Annotated in this window: 15 protein-coding genes; 13 read left to right on the forward strand and 2 right to left on the reverse strand. The window is 61.0% G+C overall.

Features of this window, described 5'->3' with window-relative positions; all coding sequences use genetic code 11:
• Window positions 1-100 precede the first annotated feature (100 nt).
• A complete protein-coding gene (locus tag HX793_RS07460; protein WP_017734855.1) occupies window positions 101-535 on the reverse strand; it encodes a YkgJ family cysteine cluster protein in 435 nt (144 codons plus the stop codon).
• A gap of 240 nt (window positions 536-775) precedes the next feature.
• On the opposite strand from HX793_RS07460, the gene HX793_RS07465 reads away from it, so the two are divergent.
• The 6 genes from HX793_RS07465 to HX793_RS07490 all read left to right on the forward strand — a co-directional run bounded on the left by HX793_RS07465 (window position 776) and on the right by HX793_RS07490 (window position 9,917).
• Window positions 776-3,226 carry a glycogen/starch/alpha-glucan phosphorylase gene (locus HX793_RS07465; RefSeq protein ID WP_016979136.1) on the forward strand — a complete coding sequence of 817 codons (2,451 nt, stop codon included), beginning with the start codon at window positions 776-778 and terminating at the stop codon, window positions 3,224-3,226.
• 133 nt (window positions 3,227-3,359) lie between these two features.
• The gene (locus HX793_RS07470; RefSeq protein ID WP_177094571.1) at window positions 3,360-6,395 is read left to right on the forward strand and encodes a DUF2339 domain-containing protein; all 3,036 of its coding nucleotides are present in this window, start codon (window positions 3,360-3,362) and stop codon (window positions 6,393-6,395) included.
• Window positions 6,396-6,410: 15 nt separating this feature from the next.
• On the forward strand, window positions 6,411-7,766 hold the full coding sequence (locus HX793_RS07475) for a DUF3999 domain-containing protein (protein ID WP_177094573.1): 1,356 nt from the start codon (window positions 6,411-6,413) through the stop codon (window positions 7,764-7,766).
• A gap of 109 nt (window positions 7,767-7,875) precedes the next feature.
• The gene (locus tag HX793_RS07480) at window positions 7,876-8,886 is read left to right on the forward strand and encodes a class 1 fructose-bisphosphatase (protein WP_033897713.1); all 1,011 of its coding nucleotides are present in this window, start codon (window positions 7,876-7,878) and stop codon (window positions 8,884-8,886) included.
• A gap of 176 nt (window positions 8,887-9,062) precedes the next feature.
• Window positions 9,063-9,317, forward strand: a complete 255-nt coding sequence (locus HX793_RS07485) for a lipoprotein (RefSeq protein ID WP_033897714.1) — start codon at window positions 9,063-9,065, stop codon at window positions 9,315-9,317.
• Window positions 9,318-9,347: 30 nt separating this feature from the next.
• Window positions 9,348-9,917 (forward strand): lipocalin family protein, encoded by a 570-nt coding sequence (locus HX793_RS07490; RefSeq protein ID WP_038841684.1) that lies wholly within the window; start codon window positions 9,348-9,350, stop codon window positions 9,915-9,917.
• Between the two features lie 129 nt (window positions 9,918-10,046).
• Here the strand turns inward: HX793_RS07490 and HX793_RS07495 are convergent, their stop codons facing one another.
• On the reverse strand, window positions 10,047-11,411 hold the full coding sequence (locus HX793_RS07495) for a formimidoylglutamate deiminase (RefSeq protein ID WP_177061755.1): 1,365 nt from the start codon (window positions 11,409-11,411) through the stop codon (window positions 10,047-10,049).
• Between the two features lie 147 nt (window positions 11,412-11,558).
• Here HX793_RS07495 and hutC point away from each other — a divergent pair, with 147 nt between their 5' ends.
• The 7 genes from hutC (at window position 11,559) to HX793_RS07530 (ending at window position 19,276) form a co-directional block, all read left to right on the forward strand.
• Entirely contained in the window at window positions 11,559-12,269 is a 711-nt protein-coding gene (gene hutC / locus HX793_RS07500; RefSeq protein ID WP_232920667.1) for a histidine utilization transcriptional repressor HutC, read from the forward strand.
• Complete coding sequence (locus HX793_RS07505; protein WP_177094575.1) at window positions 12,266-12,826, forward strand: HutD/Ves family protein; 561 nt, start codon at window positions 12,266-12,268, stop codon at window positions 12,824-12,826. The genes hutC and HX793_RS07505 overlap by 4 nt, the downstream gene beginning before the upstream one ends.
• 400 nt (window positions 12,827-13,226) lie before the next feature.
• On the forward strand, window positions 13,227-14,915 hold the full coding sequence (gene hutU, locus HX793_RS07510) for a urocanate hydratase (RefSeq protein WP_177051693.1): 1,689 nt from the start codon (window positions 13,227-13,229) through the stop codon (window positions 14,913-14,915).
• 130 nt (window positions 14,916-15,045) lie between these two features.
• Complete coding sequence (locus HX793_RS07515; RefSeq protein ID WP_177094577.1) at window positions 15,046-16,497, forward strand: purine-cytosine permease family protein; 1,452 nt, start codon at window positions 15,046-15,048, stop codon at window positions 16,495-16,497.
• A 69-nt stretch (window positions 16,498-16,566) separates the two neighbouring features.
• Window positions 16,567-17,532 carry an ABC transporter substrate-binding protein gene (locus HX793_RS07520; protein ID WP_177051690.1) on the forward strand — a complete coding sequence of 322 codons (966 nt, stop codon included), beginning with the start codon at window positions 16,567-16,569 and terminating at the stop codon, window positions 17,530-17,532.
• 71 nt (window positions 17,533-17,603) lie between these two features.
• Window positions 17,604-18,455 carry an ABC transporter permease gene (locus tag HX793_RS07525; protein WP_177094579.1) on the forward strand — a complete coding sequence of 284 codons (852 nt, stop codon included), beginning with the start codon at window positions 17,604-17,606 and terminating at the stop codon, window positions 18,453-18,455.
• Window positions 18,452-19,276 (forward strand): quaternary amine ABC transporter ATP-binding protein, encoded by an 825-nt coding sequence (locus HX793_RS07530; protein WP_050572407.1) that lies wholly within the window; start codon window positions 18,452-18,454, stop codon window positions 19,274-19,276. The genes HX793_RS07525 and HX793_RS07530 overlap by 4 nt, the downstream gene beginning before the upstream one ends.
• Window positions 19,277-19,318: the final 42 nt, after the last annotated feature.

Raw genomic sequence — 19,318 nt, forward strand, 5'->3', positions numbered from 1 at the left:
GCTTGCTCGCGAAGAACGTCCAGGCACCGCTAGCTACCTGAAGCGCTGCGCTATCGATGGCGGTTTTCGCGAGCAAGCTCGCTCCTACAATGTTCTGCGATCAAAATTTGTCGAGGGTCTTGAACTTGGTCTCGCGCACCACTTCCTTCGGTTTGTACGCGCAATACCCTGGGCGCGGCCCGATTTTCGGGTGGTTGCGGCACGTATCCGGGCGTTTGTCATAAATAGTGCAGAAGCGCGTCTTACGATCCAGGAACAGGCAATCGTTGTTGCTCATGCGCTGCAGGGTAAAAATCTCGGATTTGGAATTGAAGCGCTCGACGATGCCTTCCTTCTGCAACCGCTTGGCGATGTTCTTCGCCGGGTCGCCGAGTTCGAACTCATCGACCAGGCCGATGCGGATCAGGTCCTTGACCTTCACTTCGACCGGCAGCGTGCAGCAGCTGGACACGCAACCACCGCACATGTGCGCGGAATATTTCTGCCACGTTTCGAGACGGTCGAGTTCCGCGGCGGCGATCAATTGAGGCTTCATCAGGGTTCCAAAAGGTGGGGCTGTATCCGGGCGCGCGATCATACCGGGATTGGTGATTTTTTGAACAATATTTTGTGGGTTTCGGCCAGAAGGCGCGCGTTTGCCAAAAGCAGGCACGGCCAATGCATCAAAACCCTGCAAAGGTAAATGCGTTAAAAAAGTGCCGAACCAGAGCGTCTACCGTCTGTCAGACCGTCTAGGCTCTAGCAACTCCTTCTATCTCGCCCGAGGTCGCAATTGATGTCTCAGGAACCACTTGCACGAGAAGCAGAGGTAGCCGCATTTCGCGATGCCGTCTTGACCAAACTCACCTACGCGGTGGGCAAGGACCCGGATCACGCCTTCGACCACGACTGGTTCGAAGCCATTGCCCTGGCCGCACGCGACCAGATGGTCGACCACTGGATGGACCACACGCGGCGCATCTACCGCAAAGGCCAGAAGCGGGTTTACTACCTTTCCCTCGAATTCCTCATCGGCCGCTTGCTCTACGACAGCCTGAGCAACCTCGGCGTGCTGGAAATCGCCCGCGAAGCCCTCTCGGAGCTGGGCGTCGACCTTGAGCGCATTCGCTTGTTGGAGCCCGATGCCGCACTGGGTAACGGTGGTCTAGGCCGCCTGGCGGCGTGCTTCATGGAAAGCATGTCGACCCTGGGCGTGGCCGGCCACGGTTATGGCATTCGTTATGAACACGGCCTGTTCCGCCAGGCGATTGTCGATGGTTGGCAGCAGGAGCAGACCGAACACTGGCTGGATTTCGGCAACCCCTGGGAATTCGAGCGCCCTGAAGTGGTGTACCCGATCGGCTTTGGGGGCAGCGTCGAAACCCTGGATGACGGCACCGGCAAGATGATTCAGCGGTGGACGCCGAACGAAACCGTGCGCGCCATTGCCTATGACACGCCAGTCGTCGGCTGGCGCGGTGCCAGCGTCAACACCCTGCGCCTGTGGCGTGCCCGGGCGGTGGAAGACCTGCATTTGGAGCGTTTCAACGCCGGTGACCACCTGGGCGCCGTCGCCGAAGTGGCCCGTGCCGAAAGCATCTCCCGAGTGCTTTACCCGGCCGACAGCACCGAAGCGGGGCAGGAATTGCGCCTGCGCCAGGAATACTTCTTCGTCGCCGCCTCCCTGCAAGACCTGCTGCGTCGCCACAAGAACATGCACGGCTCAGTACTCAGCCTGGGCGAACACGCGGCGATCCAACTCAACGACACCCACCCGTCCATTGCCGTGGCCGAGTTGATGCGCCAATTGGTCGACCTGCATGACATTCCCTGGGAAGCCGCGTGGGATGTGACGGTCGAAACCCTTTCCTACACCAACCACACGCTGCTGCCTGAAGCGCTGGAAACCTGGCCGGTCGGCTTGATGGAACGCATGCTGCCCCGGCACATGCAGATCATCTACCTGATCAATGCCCAGCACATCGATTCGTTGCGCGCCAAGGGTATCCATGACTTTGACGTGCTGCGCGCCGTGTCGCTGATCGAAGAAGACAACGGCCGACGCGTGCGCATGGGCAACCTGGCGTTCCTGGGTTCCCACAGCGTCAACGGCGTGTCCGGCCTGCACACTCAATTGATGCGCAGCACCGTGTTCTCCGAGCTGCACAAGCTGTACCCGGAGCGCATCAATAACAAAACCAACGGCATTACCTTCCGTCGCTGGTTGTACCAGGCCAACCCTAAGCTTACGTCCATGCTGGTGGAAGCGCTCGGCCCGGACATTCTCGACAAGCCCGAAGAACGGCTGGTGGAGCTAGAGCCATTTGCCGAAAAACAGACGTTCCGCAAGGCCTTTGCCGAGCAGCGTCTGCACAGCAAGCGGGCGCTTGCGGACATCATTCATGAGCGCCTGGGCATTGCGGTCAACCCGGCGGCGATGTTCGACGTGCAGGTCAAGCGGATCCACGAATACAAGCGTCAACTGCTCAACCTGCTGCACACCGTGGCGTTGTACCAGGCGATCCGCGCCGAACCGGGCACCGACTGGGTGCCGAGGGTGAAGATCTTCTCCGGCAAGGCGGCGGCCAGTTATCACCAGGCCAAGCTGATCATCAAACTGACCAACGACATCGCCCGCACGGTCAACAACGACCCGACCGTACGCGGTTTGCTCAAGGTGGTGTTCCTGCCCAACTACAACGTCAGCCTGGCGGAAAGCATCATTCCGGCGGCGGATTTGTCGGAGCAGATCTCCACCGCCGGCTTCGAAGCCTCGGGCACCAGCAACATGAAATTCGGCCTCAACGGCGCGCTGACCATCGGCACCATGGACGGCGCCAACGTGGAAATGCATGAGCGTGTGGGCGCCGAGCATATGTTTATCTTCGGCCTCAGTGCGCAGCAGGTCGAAGCCCGTAAACACGCGGGTGAGTTCAACGCAGGTCCTGATATCGCGGCATCTCACCGGTTGAACGACGTGCTGCAAGCGATCCGTGGCGGGGTGTTCTCGCCGGATGATCCGGGCCGTTATGTGGGGCTGATCGACGGGTTGATCGACTACGACCGCTTCCTGGTGTGTGCCGACTTTGATTCGTACTGGGACGCCCAGGCGCGAGTCGAGGCGCATTGGCATGACTCAAAGGCCTGGTGGCGTTCGGCGGTGCTGAATACGGCGCGTATGGGCTGGTTCAGTTCGGATCGGACGATCAGGGAGTACGCGACCGAGATCTGGAAAGCCCTCGACTAGATCCCCTGTAGGAGCGAGCTTGCTCGCGAAAAGCGTCAACGATAACGCGTGCATTCAGATTTAACGCGGTATCTTTGCGTTCTTCGCGAGCAAGCTCGCTCCTACAGTGCCGGTTGGCTTAGGGATATCGACCATGCAATGGATTTTCATGCTGATTGGCCTGGTGCTCGGCTGGACGCTCGACGAGTCGTTCAGTGATGCGGGCATTGGTGCGCTGCTCGGGTTGGGCATTGGCCAGGCGATTCGCCTGGCGCAGCTGTCGGCCAAGTCGGACCAGCAGGCGCGTCAGTTGGAAACCACGCAGAAGTCGCTGATTGCACTGGGCGAACGCCTGCGGCAGTTGGAAGTCCCTACGCCTGCAAGCAGCATGAGGATTGAACCCTCTGTTCCCGAATCGGCACCTGTCGCCAAGTCACCCGAATTGGTGTGGGAGCTGCCTGCCGAATTGGCACCCGTTGCCCGGGTCCCGGAGCCGAGCCAGCCGCTGTTGGATGACGTGTGGACGCCAGCGCCGACGTCTAAAGAACCCGCAACCCCTCGCGGCCCCAACCTGATCGAACGTGCCATCGAGGGTGCGCGCAATTGGCTGCTCGGCGGCAACACCGTGCTGCGCGTCGGCGTGGTGCTGTTATTCCTCGGCCTGGCCTTCCTGCTGCGTTATGCCACCGAAGGCATGGTGGTACCGATCGAGTTGCGTTACGCCGGTGTTGCCGCCGCTGCGCTGGGCCTGTTGGGTCTGGGCTGGTGGCTGCGGCTGCGTAACAGCAGCTACGGCTTGATGCTGCAAGGCGCGGGGATTGCGGTGTTGTACCTCACCGTGTTCGCGGCGATGCGTTTGCATCCGCTGATCGATCCGGGCGCGGCAATGGGGTTGTTGGTCGCCGTCACGGTATTTTCAGCGATCCTGGCGATCACCCAGGATGCGCTCGGCCTGGCCTGTGCGGCAGCGTTGGGCGGTTTTGCGGCGCCGATCCTGGTATCGACCGGCGCCGGAAGCCATGTGGCGCTGTTCAGCTACTTTGCGTTGCTCAACGCCGGCATCCTCACGATTGCCTGGTTCAAGGCCTGGCGCCTGCTGAACGTGATCGGTTTTGTAGGCACCTTCGGGATCGGTTTCGCCTGGGGCATGCGCTCCTACACGCCGGAGCTGTTGTGGAGCACCGAGCCGTTCCTGATCCTGTTTTTCGCGATGTACCTGGCCATCGGCCTGTTGTATGCCCGGCGCAAATTGCTGGAGGTGGGCGAGGGCGACAGCCTGGGTACGCAATTGCGCAAGGGCGATTATGTCGACGGGACCCTGCTGTTCGGCCCGCCGCTGGTGGGCTTTGGCTTGCAGTTCGCGCTAGTGCAACACCTTGAGTTCGCCGCTGCGTTCAGTGCGCTGGGCCTGGGCATCCTTTACATGGTCTTGGCGCGTGTACTCAGTGGCGGGCGCGCCGTGCTCCTGACGGAAACCTGCCTGGCCCTGGGTGTGATCTTCGCCAGCCTGGCCATTCCCTTGGGCCTTGATGCGCGCTGGACGGCTGCCGCGTGGGCCGTCGAAGGCGCCGGGATCTTCTGGCTCGGTCTGCGCCAGCATCGCCCTGTGGCGCGGGCGTTCGCCTTGTTGCTGCAACTGGGCTCGCTGCTCGCCTTTCTCAGCGAACTGCGCGACGGCCAGGACACCTTGCTGCAGGGGCCTCCACTAGGGGCGTTGTTGCTGGGTGCGGCATTGTTGTTCAGCTTTTATCAATTACACAAAGCCGCGCCGGAGCAGACACGGCGTTGGGAGCGCCTGGGCGCTCCAGGGCTCGCCGTACTCGGCCTGGGTTGCGCCTATCTGTTGGCGCCGCTGTTGTTTTCGACCCAAGGCAGCATCGTCGGTTGGGCGGTTGCTGGTCTCGCGACCGTGTGGGCGGGTCAGCGAATCGGCTCGCCCGTGGTGGTGTGCTGTGGGGTTGCGGTGCAGGTGCTTGCGGGCGCGCTGTTTGCGCTCGACCCTGTGGACAATGCCTGGACACCGCTGATCATTGCCTTGGCCGCGATGCTCGGCGCCTGGCGCTTGCCACGTGGCCGTTTGTCTGCAGGTCTGTTGGCCTGGGGCGTGGCGTGGTGGGTGCTGGCGGTGATCATTGAAGTGTGGCGCTTGGCACCCGTGGCCTTGCACGCAGCGCTGTTGCTGCTGGCGGCTGCGTTGAGCGGGGTGATCTGGACGGCACTGGCGCTGCGTTTGCGCTGGGTGGCGTTGGGTATCGCCAGCACGTTGCTGATGCCTGCGGCGGGTCTCGTGCTGTGGGGCGTGTGGACCGAGTATTACCACCCAGCCGCGCAGTTCGGCTGGCTGGCCTGGCTGGCGGTGTTCGTGGTGCATTTCATCTCGCTGCGGCGTTTGGCGGCTCTGGTGCCTGGAAAAGTCTTGAGCGCGGCTCATGTGCTGGGCTGCTGGATGTTGATCGGCGTGCTGGCGCTGGAACTGCGTTACGGCTTGCTGGTGCTGTCGAGTGAGTACAACGCCTGGCGCTGGCTGGGCTGGGCGATTCTGCCAAGCCTGTACCTGGTGCTCGCCGCCGCGCCACGCAGTTGGCCGTGGCCTGTTTCCGCGTACCCAAGGGAATACAGTGTGCTCGCCGCATTGCCCCTTGCGGTGCTGATGCTCGGTTGGTTCTGGCTGGCGAATATCTTCAGTGACGGCACGGCCGAGCCGCTGCCCTATGTGCCGCTGCTCAACCCGCTGGACCTGGGCCTGTTGTTCGCGCTGCTGGGCATTTACCTGTGGTCGCGCAGTGTGGCGCCGCAGCGCGGGCCGCGTGTCGAGTTGATCGCTCAGGGCGTGGCCGGCATTTCGCTGTTTGCCTTCTTTACCGCGCTGGTGATGCGCACCGCCCACCATTGGGGCGGCGTGCCGTTTCATCTGGATGCGCTGCTGGCGTCCATGCTGGTGCAGGCGGGCCTGTCGATCGTCTGGACCCTGATCGCCCTCGGCCTGATGATCGGCGGCCACCTGCGTCATCGTCGCGAAGTGTGGCTGATCGGCGCGGCACTGATTGCGGTGGTGGTGGCCAAGCTGTTCTTTGTCGAACTGAGCAACCGCGGCGGCTTGGCGCGGATCGTGTCGTTTATCGGCGTGGGCGGTTTGTTGCTGGTGGTGGGTTACTTTGCGCCGCTGCCGCCTAAACGCGTTGAAAAATGAGGGAGCATCTTCTTGATGGGTAAGCTGAGTCTGAGTGGGTTGACGGTATGGATGCTGTGCTCGGCGGCGTTTGCTCAAGAGCGTCCGGCGGATTTCGCCACCCAAGTGCCGCTGGTCGTGAGCGGCACGGGTCCCTGGTATCGCCTGGAGCTGCCATTGGCGGTTCAACTAAATGCACGCCAGGCCGATCTCAGCGATGTGCGGGTGTTCAACGCTGCCGGTGAACCCCAGGCCTATGCGCTGCCGCGCCAGTCCGCGCAACGCTCCGAGACTCGCAACGTCACCGACGTGAAGTGGTTCCCACTGTACGCCGCCGACACTCAAACAGCCTTGCCCGACGTGGTGATGAAGGCCACCACCACAGGCACCTTGGTGGAAATCACTCCATCCACTGCACCGAACCCCGGCAATCAAGTGCTGCGCGGCTGGGTGTTGGACGCCAGTGCGATCAAAGCGCCTTTGCAGCAATTGAGCCTGGACTGGAGCCATGAGCAGGAGGGCTTCCAGCGTTTCAGCATTGAAGCCAGTGATGACTTGCAGCACTGGCAAGCCTGGGGCGATGGGCAAGTGGCGCGTTTGTCATTTGCCGACGAGCGGGTCGAGCAGCATGACGTGAGCCTGCCGGGGCAATCGGCGCGTTACCTACGCTTGGTCTGGCAAGGCCAGGCGGCGCCATTGCTGACCTCTGCCCAGTTGGTGAGTGCCACCCGCAGCAGCTTGCCCATGCCTTTGATGTGGTCGCAACCCTTGACGGGCACGCGGCTCAAGGCCGGGGAATACAACTGGCAGTTGCCCACGGGGCTGAGTCTTGAGCGGCTGCGCATCGAGTTGAAACAACCCAACACCCTGGCGCCGGTGACATTAGCCGGGCGCAGGGACAGCAAGCAGGCCTGGCAACCCCTGAGCAATGGCGTGCTGTATCGCCTGACCCAGAATGGCCGGGACGTGGTACAGGATGAGTTGCAGTTGCCGGGCCAGACGGTGGCCGAGCTCAAACTGACCGTAGATGAGCGCGGTGGCGGCCTGGGTGTCGAGGCGCCGGCGCTGCGCTTTGCGGTACGCGCTACGCAGTTGGTGTTCCTGGCGCGGGGTGAGCCGCCGTTCACGCTGGCGCTGGGCAACGCGTCGGTCAAGGCGGCGAACCTTCCGCTCTCGACCCTGATTCCCGACTACCGCGCCGAGCGTCTCAAGACGTTGGGGCAGGCCAAGGTCAGCGGAGAAGTCGCCACTGCGGCCCCCGTGCTCCAGCCCACTGCCGATACCGCAACAGACTGGAAAAAACTCGGCCTCTGGGCCGTGTTGCTGCTCGGCGTGGCGGCACTGGGCGCCATGGCCTACAGTTTGCTGCGCAAGCTGCCGGTGGCACGTTAAATAAAGTCCATGAACTCTATTGGGTTTAAATCCTCTGATAGGAGGAAATACGCCCCGACTCGCGTTAAACTGCGCGGGTTTTCAAGCCCCCCATTTTCCGGAGCCTTACATGTCCCGCGTTACCTTGAGTCGCTATTTGATTGAGCAGACCCGCAGCAACAACACGCCTGCCGATCTGCGCTTCCTTATCGAAGTGGTGGCGCGTGCTTGCAAGGAAATCAGCCACGCCGTGTCCAAAGGCGCACTGGGTGGTGTCCTGGGCAGCATGGGCACCGAAAACGTGCAGGGCGAAGTGCAGAAGAAACTCGACGTGATTTCCAACGAGATTCTGCTCGAAGCCAACGAATGGGGCGGCCACCTGGCCGGCATGGCGTCCGAAGAAATGGACAATGCCTACCAGATTCCGGGCAAATACCCGAAAGGCGCCTACCTGCTGGTGTTTGACCCACTGGACGGCTCGTCCAACATCGACATCAACGCTCCGGTTGGTACGATCTTCTCGGTACTGCGTTGCCCGAACGAATACCTGAGCCAGAACGAGCCGCTGAACGAGAAAGCGTTCCTGCAGCCAGGTACCCAACAGGTTGCTGCCGGCTACGCCATCTACGGCCCACAGACCATGCTGGTGCTGACCTTGGGCGACGGCGTCAAGGGCTTCACCCTGGACCGCGAAATGGGCAGCTTCGTACTGACCCACGAAGACATCACCATTCCTGCTTCTACTCAGGAATTTGCGATCAACATGTCCAACCAGCGCCACTGGGAAGAACCTGTGACCCGCTACGTGGGCGAGTTGATGGCCGGTGAAGAAGGCCCGTTGAAGAAAAACTTCAACATGCGCTGGGTCGCTGCGATGGTTGCCGACGTGCACCGTATCCTGACCCGTGGTGGCCTGTTCATGTACCCACGCGACAGCCGCGAGCCGTCCAAGCCAGGCAAACTGCGCCTGATGTACGAAGCCAACCCGATGTCCTTCCTGGTTGAGCAAGCCGGCGGCGCGTCCACCGACGGCCACCAGCGCATTCTCGACATCCAGCCTGAAGGCCTGCACCAGCGTGTGGCGGTGTTCCTGGGTTCGAAGGAAGAAGTTGAGCGGGTGACGGCGTATCACAAGAAGTAACGTGATGCGATAAGTGGCTGGCGTTGTTGTGAGCCGGTTCACCCTTGAAGAAGCCCCGAAACGTTTCAGCGTTTTCGGGGCTTTTTTGTTTTCGCTCATCGGGAACCAGACACCTCTTTTCCCTTCTAAGCTTCTGGCAGATACCCACGCTGCTTCGTCCCTCCAGGAGTTTTTCCATGTCGTTACGCCGTCTCGCTTTGCTGGCTTTTTGCGTGCTGTTGGCCGCTTGCAGCAAGGTCAACCAAGAAAATTATCAAAAATTGTCGGCTGGCATGGCCAAGGCTGAAGTGGAGTCGTTGCTGGGCAAGCCAACCGATTGCTCCGGCGCGCTGGGCATGTCCAGTTGCACCTGGGGCGATAAAAACAGCTTTATCAGCGTTCAATATGCCGGTGACAAGGTTCTGATGTTTTCCGGGCAAGGCCTGAAGTAAACCGGGGCGAGAGCCTGCGGGAGAAGAAGAATGATCCGTTTTGTTTTGTTCCTTTGTGCCAGCCTGTTTTTGGCGGGCTGCGCCAGCCATTCTGGCGATGATCTGCAACCCAAGACAGCGAGCAACGTCAATCTCAAGCGTTACCAGGGCACCTGGTATGAGTTGGCTCGATTGCCGATGTACTTCCAGCGCAACTGCGCGCAGTCCGAAGCCCGCTACACCTTGTTGCCCGATGGCGACATGTCGGTGTTCAACCGCTGCCTGACGACCGAATGGAAGTGGGAAGAAGCCAAGGGCACCGCCACCCCGCAAGTGCCGGGCAAGACCGACAAGCTCTGGGTGGAATTCAACAATTGGTTCACCGCGCTGTTACCGGGCGTTGCCAAGGGTGATTACTGGGTGCTGTACGTCAGCGATGACTACAAGACCGCGATTGTGGGTAGCCCGAGCCGGCGCTATATGTGGATCCTGTCGCGCACGCCGACGGTCAGCGCGGACACCCGCGAAGACTTGTTGAGCAGGGCGCGGCAGCAGGGGTATGACACCACGCGATTGATCTGGCGTACGTCGGACAAGCAGATGGCAAAGACCTCGCAGTAACCCTGGGCCACCACCATCAATAAATGTGGGAGCTGGCTTGCCTGCGATAGCATCACCACGGTGTAACTGATACACCTTGGTGCCTGTATCGCAGGCAAGCCAGCTCCCACATTTGTTATGTGTCGCGTGTTAGCCCAGTAGCGCTCTCAAAACTTGCGTGAACGCCCGGCTGCTTTCTTCTTCACCGGCATGATGCCCATCGCGCACCACCCACTTTCCATTCACCAGCACATCCCGCACCTGCCGATCCCCACCCGCAAACAGCCAGCGATTCAGAATTCCATCCTCTGTTGCCGTCGCCAGGTAGGGATCATTGCCATCCAGCACAATCCAATCCGCACGCTTGCCCACTTCCAGCCGACCAATCGGTTGCCCCAACGCTTGGGCTCCGCCGTCCAGCGCGGCGTCAAACAGCGTACGGCCGACCATCGGCTGATCACTGCGATACAACCGATTACGCCGCTGATCGCGCAGGCGCTGGCCATATTCCAACCAACGCAGCTCTTCTACCACGCTCAATGACACATGGCTGTCGGAGCCGATACCCACGCGTCCGCCCTGGGCCAGAAAGTCCACCGCCGGGAAAATCCCGTCGCCCAAGTTGGCCTCGGTGGTCAGGCACAAGCCGGCAATCGCGCGGCTCTTGGCCATGCGTGCGACTTCATCCGCATCGGCATGAGTGGCATGCACCAGGCACCAGCGCTCATCCACTTCAACGTTGTCATACAGCCATTGCAGCGGGCGTTTGCCGCTCCAGGCCAGGCAGTCATCGACTTCCTTTTGCTGCTCGGCGATGTGGATATGCACCGGGCACGCCTTGTCGCTGGCGGCCAGCACGTCATTGATTTGCTGCGGCGTCACCGCGCGGAGCGAGTGGAAACACAGCCCCAACTGTTGCGCCGGTTGTGTGGCGAGGAGGGGTTTCAACCGCGCCTGCAGGTCGAGGTAGTTTTCAGTGCTGTTGATAAACCGCCGCTGGCCTTCATTCGGCGCCTGGCCGCCAAACCCCGAGTGGGTGTAAAGCACCGGTAGCAGTGTCAGGCCAATCCCGCTGCTGGCCGCCGCCTGGCTGATCTGCCGTGACAGCTCCGTGCGATCGGCATACGGCTGGCCGCTGACGTCGTGATGCACATAGTGAAATTCGGCCACCGAGGTGTAGCCGGCCTTGAGCATCTCGATATACAGCTGGCGCGCGATCACCTGCAATTGGTCCGGGCTGATCTTGCCCACCATGCGGTACATCAGGTCGCGCCAGGTCCAGAAGCTGTCATTCGGATTGCCCGCCACTTCGGCCAAACCGGCCATGGCGCGCTGGAATGCATGGGAGTGTAGGTTGGGCATACCCGCTAAAACCGGGCCTCTCAGCCGTTCAGCACCCTCTGCACTGGCATTGGCCTCAACTTTTGTCAGCAGGCCCTCGGCACTGACTTCAAGACGTACATCATTGGCCCATCCATTAGGCAGCAGCGCGCGTTCGGCAAAGAAAGCGGACATGATCAAGGCACCCCGGTCGTGTGTTTATTTGTATATACATATACAGACGTTTGCCTGCTCGGTAAACTCCGGCAATCTATGCATCTTTTCCCCCTGCAAGGATTCCCTGTGCCGACTCCGCCTGCTAAGTCTTCGCTGGCTGCCCACATGGACGAAAGTCCGGCGCCCTTGTATGCCCGCGTCAAACAGATGATCAGCCAGCAGATTCTCAACGGCAACTGGCCGCCCCATTACCGTGTACCGTCAGAGAGCGAACTGGTCAGTCAGTTGGGTTTCAGCCGCATGACCATCAATCGCGCCCTGCGCGAGCTCACCGCTGAAGGTTTGCTGGTGCGCATGCAAGGTGTCGGTACCTTTGTCGCCGAGCCCAAGAGCCAGTCCGCCCTGTTCGAAGTGCACAACATTGCCGATGAGATCGCCTCACGCGGTCATCGGCATACCTGCCAAGTCATCCACCTGGGCGAAGAGGCCGCCGGTTCCGAGCGCGCCGTCGCCTTGGAGATGCGTGAAGGCGGGCGCGTGTTCCATTCATTGATCGTGCACTTCGAAAACGATATTCCCGTGCAAATCGAAGACCGCTTCGTCAACGCCCTGGTCGCGCCGGAATACCTGCAGCAGGATTTCACCCAGCAAACGCCTTACGCCTACTTGAACCAGGTAGCGCCGCTGACCGAAGGCGAGCACGTGGTCGAAGCCATCCTTGCCGACGCCGCCGAGTGCAAGCTGCTGCAGATCGAGCCTACCGAGCCGTGCCTGTTGATTCGCCGACGCACCTGGTCGGGCCGCCAGCCGGTGACCGCCGCGCGTTTGATCCACCCCGGTTCCCGTCATAGCCTCGAAGGACGTTTCAGTAAATGAGTAGCGTAAAAGTCTGGCGCGCCGCTGAGTACGTCCGCATGCCGTGGAAAAACGGCGGCGGCAGCACTGAAGAAATCACCCGAGATGCCGGCGCAGGGCTGGATGGCTTTGGCTGGCGCTTGTCGATTGCGGATATCGCTGAATCCGGCGGTTTCTCCACCTTCGCCGGCTACCAGCGCGTGATCACCGTGATCCAGGGCGCCGGTATGGTGTTGACCGTAGACGGCGAGGAACAGCGCGGGTTGCTGCCGCTGCAAGCTTTTGCGTTCAAGGGTGACAGCCAGGTGTCATGCCGTTTGATCACCGGGCCGATCCGCGACTTCAACCTGATCTATTCGCCCCAGCGTTACCACGCACGGCTGCAATGGATCGATGGCGAACAGCGCTTCTTCAGCACGGCGCAGACAGTGCTGGTGTTCAGTGTCGCGGATGAAGTGAAGGTGTTGGACCAGAAACTTGGCCATCACGACTGCCTGCAAGTGGACGGTAACACTGACCTGCTGGACCTCTCCATCAGCGGTCGCAGTTGCGTAATTGAACTGACCGCACGCGGTTAAAACTGTGGGAGCTGGCTTGCCTGCGATAGTGGTGTATCAGTATCAGATGTGCTGACTGACGCACCGCTATCGCAGGCAAGCCAGCTCCCACCTTTGTTTCGTGGTGAGCAAAAAACTGTTTCCAGCCTCTGCACCACTTTGTTACCGAATGCCCCAGCGTGGCGCAAAACCACGCTGTCGTGACAAACCTCCCGCGCTGTAAAACTCTCCCGTAAGAAATTTCATCAAGTCTCGAAGCCTTAATTTCCAAGGCTTGCGCGCGCTTTCCAAAAAAATCTCAACAGCACTCCCAGCAAGTTGGCCGCTCGATTGCATATGCTTGTATGTACAAGTAAAGATGTGTGCGTAAGACTCTCCTTCGCACCATCCATGTTCGCGCATCGTGCCGAGGAGTCCAGCAGTGACCGATTTTTCTAAAGCCAAGCCTACAAAATACCGCGACGTCGAAATCCGTGCCGCCCACGGTAACAAGCTCACCGCCAAAAGCTGGCTGACTGAAGCGCCGCTGCGCATGCTGATGAACAACCTCGACCCGCAAGTGGCCGAGAACCCGAAAGAATTGGTGGTGTACGGCGGTATCGGTCGTGCGGCGCGCAACTGGGAGTGCTACGACCAAATTGTCGAGAGCCTCACTAACCTGAATGACGACGAAACCCTGCTGGTGCAATCCGGCAAGCCGGTTGGCGTATTCAAGACCCACAGCAACGCCCCACGTGTGCTGATCGCCAACTCCAACCTGGTGCCGCACTGGGCCAGTTGGGAACACTTCAACGAACTGGATGCCAAGGGCCTGGCCATGTACGGCCAGATGACCGCTGGCAGCTGGATCTACATCGGCAGCCAGGGCATCGTCCAAGGCACCTACGAAACCTTCGTCGAAGCCGGTCGCCAGCATTACAACAGCGACCTGACTGGCCGTTGGGTGCTCACCGCCGGCCTCGGCGGCATGGGCGGCGCGCAGCCTCTGGCCGCGACCCTGGCCGGCGCGTGCTCGCTGAACATTGAATGCCAGCAGGTCAGCATCGACTTCCGCCTGAACAGCCGCTATGTCGACGAGCAAGCCACCGACCTCGACGATGCTTTGGCGCGTATCGCCAAGTACACCAAGGAAGGCAAGGCCATCTCCATCGCCCTGCTGGGTAACGCGGCGGAAATCCTGCCGGAACTGGTCAAGCGCGGCGTGCGCCCGGACATGGTCACCGACCAGACCAGCGCCCACGACCCACTCAACGGCTACCTGCCGGCCGGCTGGGCCTGGGACGAATACCGCGCCCGCGCCAAGACCGAGCCGGCTGCCGTGATCAAGGCGGCCAAGCAGTCGATGGCCGTGCACGTCAAAGCCATGCTGGAATTCCAGAAACAAGGCATCCCGACCTTCGACTACGGCAACAACATCCGCCAGATGGCCCAGGAAGAAGGCGTGGAAAACGCCTTCGACTTCCCAGGTTTCGTCCCGGCCTACATCCGCCCACTGTTTTGCCGTGGCATCGGCCCGTTCCGTTGGGCGGCACTGTCCGGCGACCCACAAGACATCTACAAGACCGACGCCAAAGTCAAAGAGCTGATCCCCGACGACGCCCACCTGCACAACTGGCTGGACATGGCGCGCGAGCGCATCAGCTTCCAGGGCCTGCCGGCGCGTATCTGCTGGGTGGGCCTGGGCCAGCGCGCCAAGCTCGGCCTGGCTTTCAACGAAATGGTACGCAGCGGCGAGTTGTCGGCACCGGTGGTGATCGGCCGTGACCACCTCGACTCCGGCTCGGTCGCAAGCCCGAACCGCGAAACCGAAGCCATGCAGGACGGTTCCGACGCCGTGTCCGACTGGCCACTGCTCAACGCCTTGCTCAACACCGCCAGCGGCGCCACCTGGGTTTCGTTGCACCACGGCGGCGGTGTAGGCATGGGCTTCTCCCAGCACTCCGGCATGGTGATTGTCTGCGACGGCACCGACGAAGCGGCTGAGCGCATTGCCCGCGTACTGCACAACGACCCGGCCACCGGTGTGATGCGCCACGCAGACGCCGGCTACCAGATCGCGATTGATTGCGCCAAGGAGCAGGGCTTGAACCTGCCGATGATCAAAGGCTGACACACCCACTGTAGGAGCGAGCTTGCTCGCGAAGAACGTACATTCAACGCAGCGATGCGCCTGGAATATCTTCGCGAGCAAGCTCGCTCCTACAGAAAGAAGTGAACAATCCATCAGAGGTTGAAAGTAAATGGCTGACGCACGTGCAAGCACCACCCCGTTGATCGAGAAACGTTCGATCGACTACATCCCGGAAGCGGAAAGACACGGTCGTCTATTGAGCCAGTTCACCCTGTGGATGGGGGCCAACCTGCAGATCACCGCGATTGTCACCGGGGCCTTGGCCGTGGTGTTGGGCGGTGATGTGTTCTGGTCGTTGATCGGCCTGTTGGTCGGTCAATTGATCGGCGGTGGCGTGATGGCGTTGCATGCGGCGCAGGGACCCAAGCTGGGCCTGCCGCAGATGATCTCCAGTCGCGTACAGTTTGGTGTCTACGGCGCGGCGATTCCGATCGTGCTGGTGTGCCTGATGTACCTCGGCTTCACCGCCACCGGCACGGTATTGTCCGGCCAGGCGCTGGGCCAGTTGTTCGGGGTCAGCGACAGCACCGGCATTCTGATCTTCGCCAGTGTCATCGTGCTGGTCACGGTGCTCGGTTATCGGGTGATCCACTTTATCGGGCGTGTCGCCAGCGTCATTGGCGTGATCGCCTTTGTCTACCTGTTCAGCCGCCTGATGAGCCAGACCGACGTTGGTGCACTCCTGCAGATCCGCCACTTCAGCTGGAGCAGTTTCCTGCTGGCGGTGTCGCTTGCGGCGTCCTGGCAGATCGCTTTCGGCCCTTACGTGGCGGACTACTCACGCTACTTGCCGAGCAAGACCTCGTCGGTAAAAACCTTTCTCGCCGCCGGTGCCGGTTCGGTGATCGGCGCGCAGGTGGCGATGGTCCTCGGCGTGTTTGCCGCGGCCATGTCCAACGGGCAATTCGCCGGTCACGAAGTGGCCTACATCGTTGGCTTGAGTGGCACGGGGGCCACCGCTGCGCTGCTGTACTTCAGCATCGCGTTCGGCAAGGTCACCATCTCCACGCTCAACTCCTACGGCAGCTTCATGTGCATCGCGACCATCATCAGCGGCTTCCGTGGCCGCCTGGAGGTCACGCGCTTGCAACGCCTGGTGTTCGTGCTGGCGATTGTCGGCACCGCGACCTTGATCGCCTTGCTCGGCCAGCATTCGTTCCTCGGCGCGTTCAAGTCTTTCATCCTGTTCCTGCTGGCGTTCTTCACGCCCTGGAGCGCGATCAACCTGGTGGACTACTACTGCATCACCCGCGAGCGTTATGACGTACCGGCGCTGGCCGACCCCAACGGTCGTTATGGTCGCTGGAACCTGCTCGGTATCAGCGTGTACGTGTTCGGCGTGCTGGTGCAGTTGCCGTTCATCTCCACCAAGTTCTACACCGGCCCGTTGGTGGCCGCGCTGGGTGATGTGGACATTTCCTGGATCATCGGTCTGGTACTGCCGGCAGCGCTGTATTACCTGTGTGCGAAAAAATGGCACGGCACGGTGCCCGATCAACTGATCCTGCCACCAGAGCAGGGCGCTATACCAAGAACAAACGGGCTGGCGGCACAAGCCTGATGGGACGTGGACAGGGCAGGACGCCTACTGACTGCCGTAATCCATTTCAAGATTGGGAGCGTCACAACAATGAAAATGCATAAGACCCTGATGGCCACCCTGCTCTCTGCAGGTTTGCTGGCAAGCGCTGGCGCCCAGGCGGCGGGCTGGTGCGAATCCGGCAAGCCGGTGAAATTCGCGGGCCTGAACTGGGAAAGCGGCATGTTGCTCACCGACATCCTGCAAACCGTGCTGGAAAAAGGCTACGACTGCAAAACCGACAGCCTGCCGGGCAACTCCATCACCATGGAAAACGCCCTGAGCAGCAACGACATCCAGGTCTTTGCCGAAGAGTGGGTGGGCCGCAGTGAAGTCTGGAACAAGGCAGAAAAGGCCGGCAAAGTCGTCGGCGTCGGCGCCCCGGTAGTCGGTGCCATCGAAGGCTGGTACGTGCCGCGTTATGTGATCGAAGGCGATGCCAAGCGCAAGCTGGAAGCCAAGGCCCCCGACCTGAAAAACATTGCCGACCTGGCCAAGTACGCCGCGGTGTTCAAGGATCAGGAAGAGCCCTCCAAAGGCCGTTTCTACAACTGCCCGGCTGGTTGGACCTGCGAGCTGGACAACAGCGAAATGCTGAAAAGCTACGGCCTGGAAAATTCCTACACCAACTTCCGCCCAGGCACCGGCCCGGCGCTGGATGCGGCGGTGCTGTCGAGCTACAAGCGCGGCGAGCCGATCCTGTTCTACTACTGGTCGCCCACCCCGCTGATGGGCCAGGTCGACCTGGTCAAGCTGGAAGAAAAACCCGGTGTGGATAAAAGCGTGACCATCAAGGTCGGCCTGTCCAAGACCTTCCACGAGCAAGCCCCGGAACTGGTGGCCGTGCTGGAAAAGGTCAACCTGCCGATCGACCTGCTGAACCAGAACCTGGGTCGCATGGCCAAGGAGCGAATTGAGTCGCCAAAACTGGCGAAAATTTTCCTCAAGGAACATCCTGAAGTCTGGCACGCATGGGTGAGCGACGACGCAGCCAAGAAAATCGACGCGGCCTTGTAGGTTGAGCGTTTCCGGTTGCCTTCACCGGCAACCGGACGCCTAGCCACAACCCACTGGATCGAGAGCACGATATGTTTCCTGAGAGTTTTACGTTTTCCATTGCCGACTGGGTCAACGGTTGGGTGGATTCACTGGTCACCAACTACGGCGATGTGTTCCGGCACATTTCCGACACCCTGCTATGGGCCATCGTCAACCTGGAAGGGTTGCTGCGTGCAGCGCCCTGGTGGCTGATGCTGGCCATCGTCGGCGGCGTCGCCTGGCACGCCACCCGCAAGGTGCTGACCACGGCATTGATCGTCGGCTTGCTGTTCCTGGTGGGCGCAGTTGGCCTGTGGGACAAGCTGATGCAAACCCTGGCACTGATGATGGTCGCCACGGTGATCTCGGTGCTGATCGGCGTGCCGTTGGGCATCCTGTCCGCACGCAGCAATCGCCTGCGCTCGGTGCTGATGCCGCTGCTCGACATCATGCAGACCATGCCGAGTTTCGTGTACCTGATTCCGGTGCTGATGCTGTTCGGCCTGGGCAAGGTCCCGGCGATTTTCGCCACCGTGATCTACGCCGCGCCGCCGCTGATTCGCCTCACTGACCTGGGCATTCGCCAGGTCGATGGCGAAGTCATGGAAGCCATCAACGCCTTTGGTGCCAACCGCTGGCAGCAACTGTTCGGTGTGCAACTGCCGTTGGCGTTGCCGAGCATCATGGCCGGTATCAACCAGACCACCATGATGGCGCTGTCGATGGTGGTGATCGCCTCGATGATCGGCGCCCGTGGCTTGGGCGAAGACGTCCTCGTCGGCATCCAGACCCTCAACGTCGGCCGTGGCCTCGAAGCCGGGCTGGCGATCGTGATTCTCGCAGTGGTCATCGACCGCATTACCCAGGCCTATGGTCGTCCACGGCATGAGGCGAGCAAATGACTACTGTCAGCAAAATCGAAGTTAAAAACGTCTTCAAGATCTTCGGCGCCCGCTCCAAGGACGCGCTGTCGCTGATCGGCCAGGGCAAGACCAAGGACCAGGTGCTGGCCGAGACCGGCTGCGTGGTCGGCGTGAACGACTTGTCCCTGAGCATCGGCACCGGCGAGATCTTCGTGATCATGGGCCTGTCGGGTTCCGGCAAGTCTACGTTGGTGCGTCACTTCAATCGCCTGATCGACCCCACCAGCGGCGCGATCCTGGTGGACGGCGAAGACATCCTGCAACTGGACATGGAAGCCCTGCGCCAATTCCGTCGGCACAAGATCAGCATGGTGTTCCAGAGCTTCGGCCTGTTGCCCCACAAGAGCGTGCTCGACAACGTCGCCTACGGCCTGAAAGTGCGTGGCGAAACCAAGCAGGTCTGCGCCGAACGCGCCCTGCACTGGATCGAAACCGTGGGCCTCAAGGGCTACGAAAACAAATACCCGCACCAGCTCTCCGGCGGCATGCGCCAGCGCGTCGGCCTGGCCCGCGCCTTGGCGGCCGACACCGACATCATCCTGATGGACGAAGCCTTCAGCGCCCTCGACCCACTGATCCGCGCCGAGATGCAGGACCAGTTGCTGGAGCTGCAAAAGACCCTGCACAAAACCATCGTCTTCATCACCCACGACCTCGACGAGGCCGTGCGCATCGGCAACCGCATTGCGATCCTCAAGGACGGCAAGCTGATCCAGGTCGGCACGCCGCGGGAGATCCTGCATTCGCCGGCGGATGAATATGTGGATCGGTTTGTTCAGCGGCGGGCGGCGGTGGTCTGATCCGAATTATGTGGTGAACCGGCTGGCGCCATCGCGGGCAAG

The organism is Pseudomonas reactans (genome assembly GCF_013387025.1).
GTDB classification, from domain to species: domain Bacteria; phylum Pseudomonadota; class Gammaproteobacteria; order Pseudomonadales; family Pseudomonadaceae; genus Aquipseudomonas; species Aquipseudomonas reactans.

What these genes read in the sequence shown, in the direction of transcription:
- HX793_RS07460 (WP_017734855.1), bottom strand. Translation starts at nt 535, where the DNA reads ATGAAGCCTCAATTGATCGCCGCCGCGGAACTCGACCGTCTCGAAACG.
- HX793_RS07465 (WP_016979136.1), top strand. Translation starts at nt 776, where the DNA reads ATGTCTCAGGAACCACTTGCACGAGAAGCAGAGGTAGCCGCATTTCGC.
- HX793_RS07470 (WP_177094571.1), top strand. Translation starts at nt 3,360, where the DNA reads ATGCAATGGATTTTCATGCTGATTGGCCTGGTGCTCGGCTGGACGCTC.
- HX793_RS07475 (WP_177094573.1), top strand. Translation starts at nt 6,411, where the DNA reads ATGGGTAAGCTGAGTCTGAGTGGGTTGACGGTATGGATGCTGTGCTCG.
- HX793_RS07480 (WP_033897713.1), top strand. Translation starts at nt 7,876, where the DNA reads ATGTCCCGCGTTACCTTGAGTCGCTATTTGATTGAGCAGACCCGCAGC.
- HX793_RS07485 (WP_033897714.1), top strand. Translation starts at nt 9,063, where the DNA reads ATGTCGTTACGCCGTCTCGCTTTGCTGGCTTTTTGCGTGCTGTTGGCC.
- HX793_RS07490 (WP_038841684.1), top strand. Translation starts at nt 9,348, where the DNA reads ATGATCCGTTTTGTTTTGTTCCTTTGTGCCAGCCTGTTTTTGGCGGGC.
- HX793_RS07495 (WP_177061755.1), bottom strand. Translation starts at nt 11,411, where the DNA reads ATGTCCGCTTTCTTTGCCGAACGCGCGCTGCTGCCTAATGGATGGGCC.
- hutC (WP_232920667.1), top strand. Translation starts at nt 11,559, where the DNA reads ATGGACGAAAGTCCGGCGCCCTTGTATGCCCGCGTCAAACAGATGATC.
- HX793_RS07505 (WP_177094575.1), top strand. Translation starts at nt 12,266, where the DNA reads ATGAGTAGCGTAAAAGTCTGGCGCGCCGCTGAGTACGTCCGCATGCCG.
- HX793_RS07515 (WP_177094577.1), top strand. Translation starts at nt 15,046, where the DNA reads ATGGCTGACGCACGTGCAAGCACCACCCCGTTGATCGAGAAACGTTCG.
- HX793_RS07520 (WP_177051690.1), top strand. Translation starts at nt 16,567, where the DNA reads ATGAAAATGCATAAGACCCTGATGGCCACCCTGCTCTCTGCAGGTTTG.
- HX793_RS07525 (WP_177094579.1), top strand. Translation starts at nt 17,604, where the DNA reads ATGTTTCCTGAGAGTTTTACGTTTTCCATTGCCGACTGGGTCAACGGT.
- HX793_RS07530 (WP_050572407.1), top strand. Translation starts at nt 18,452, where the DNA reads ATGACTACTGTCAGCAAAATCGAAGTTAAAAACGTCTTCAAGATCTTC.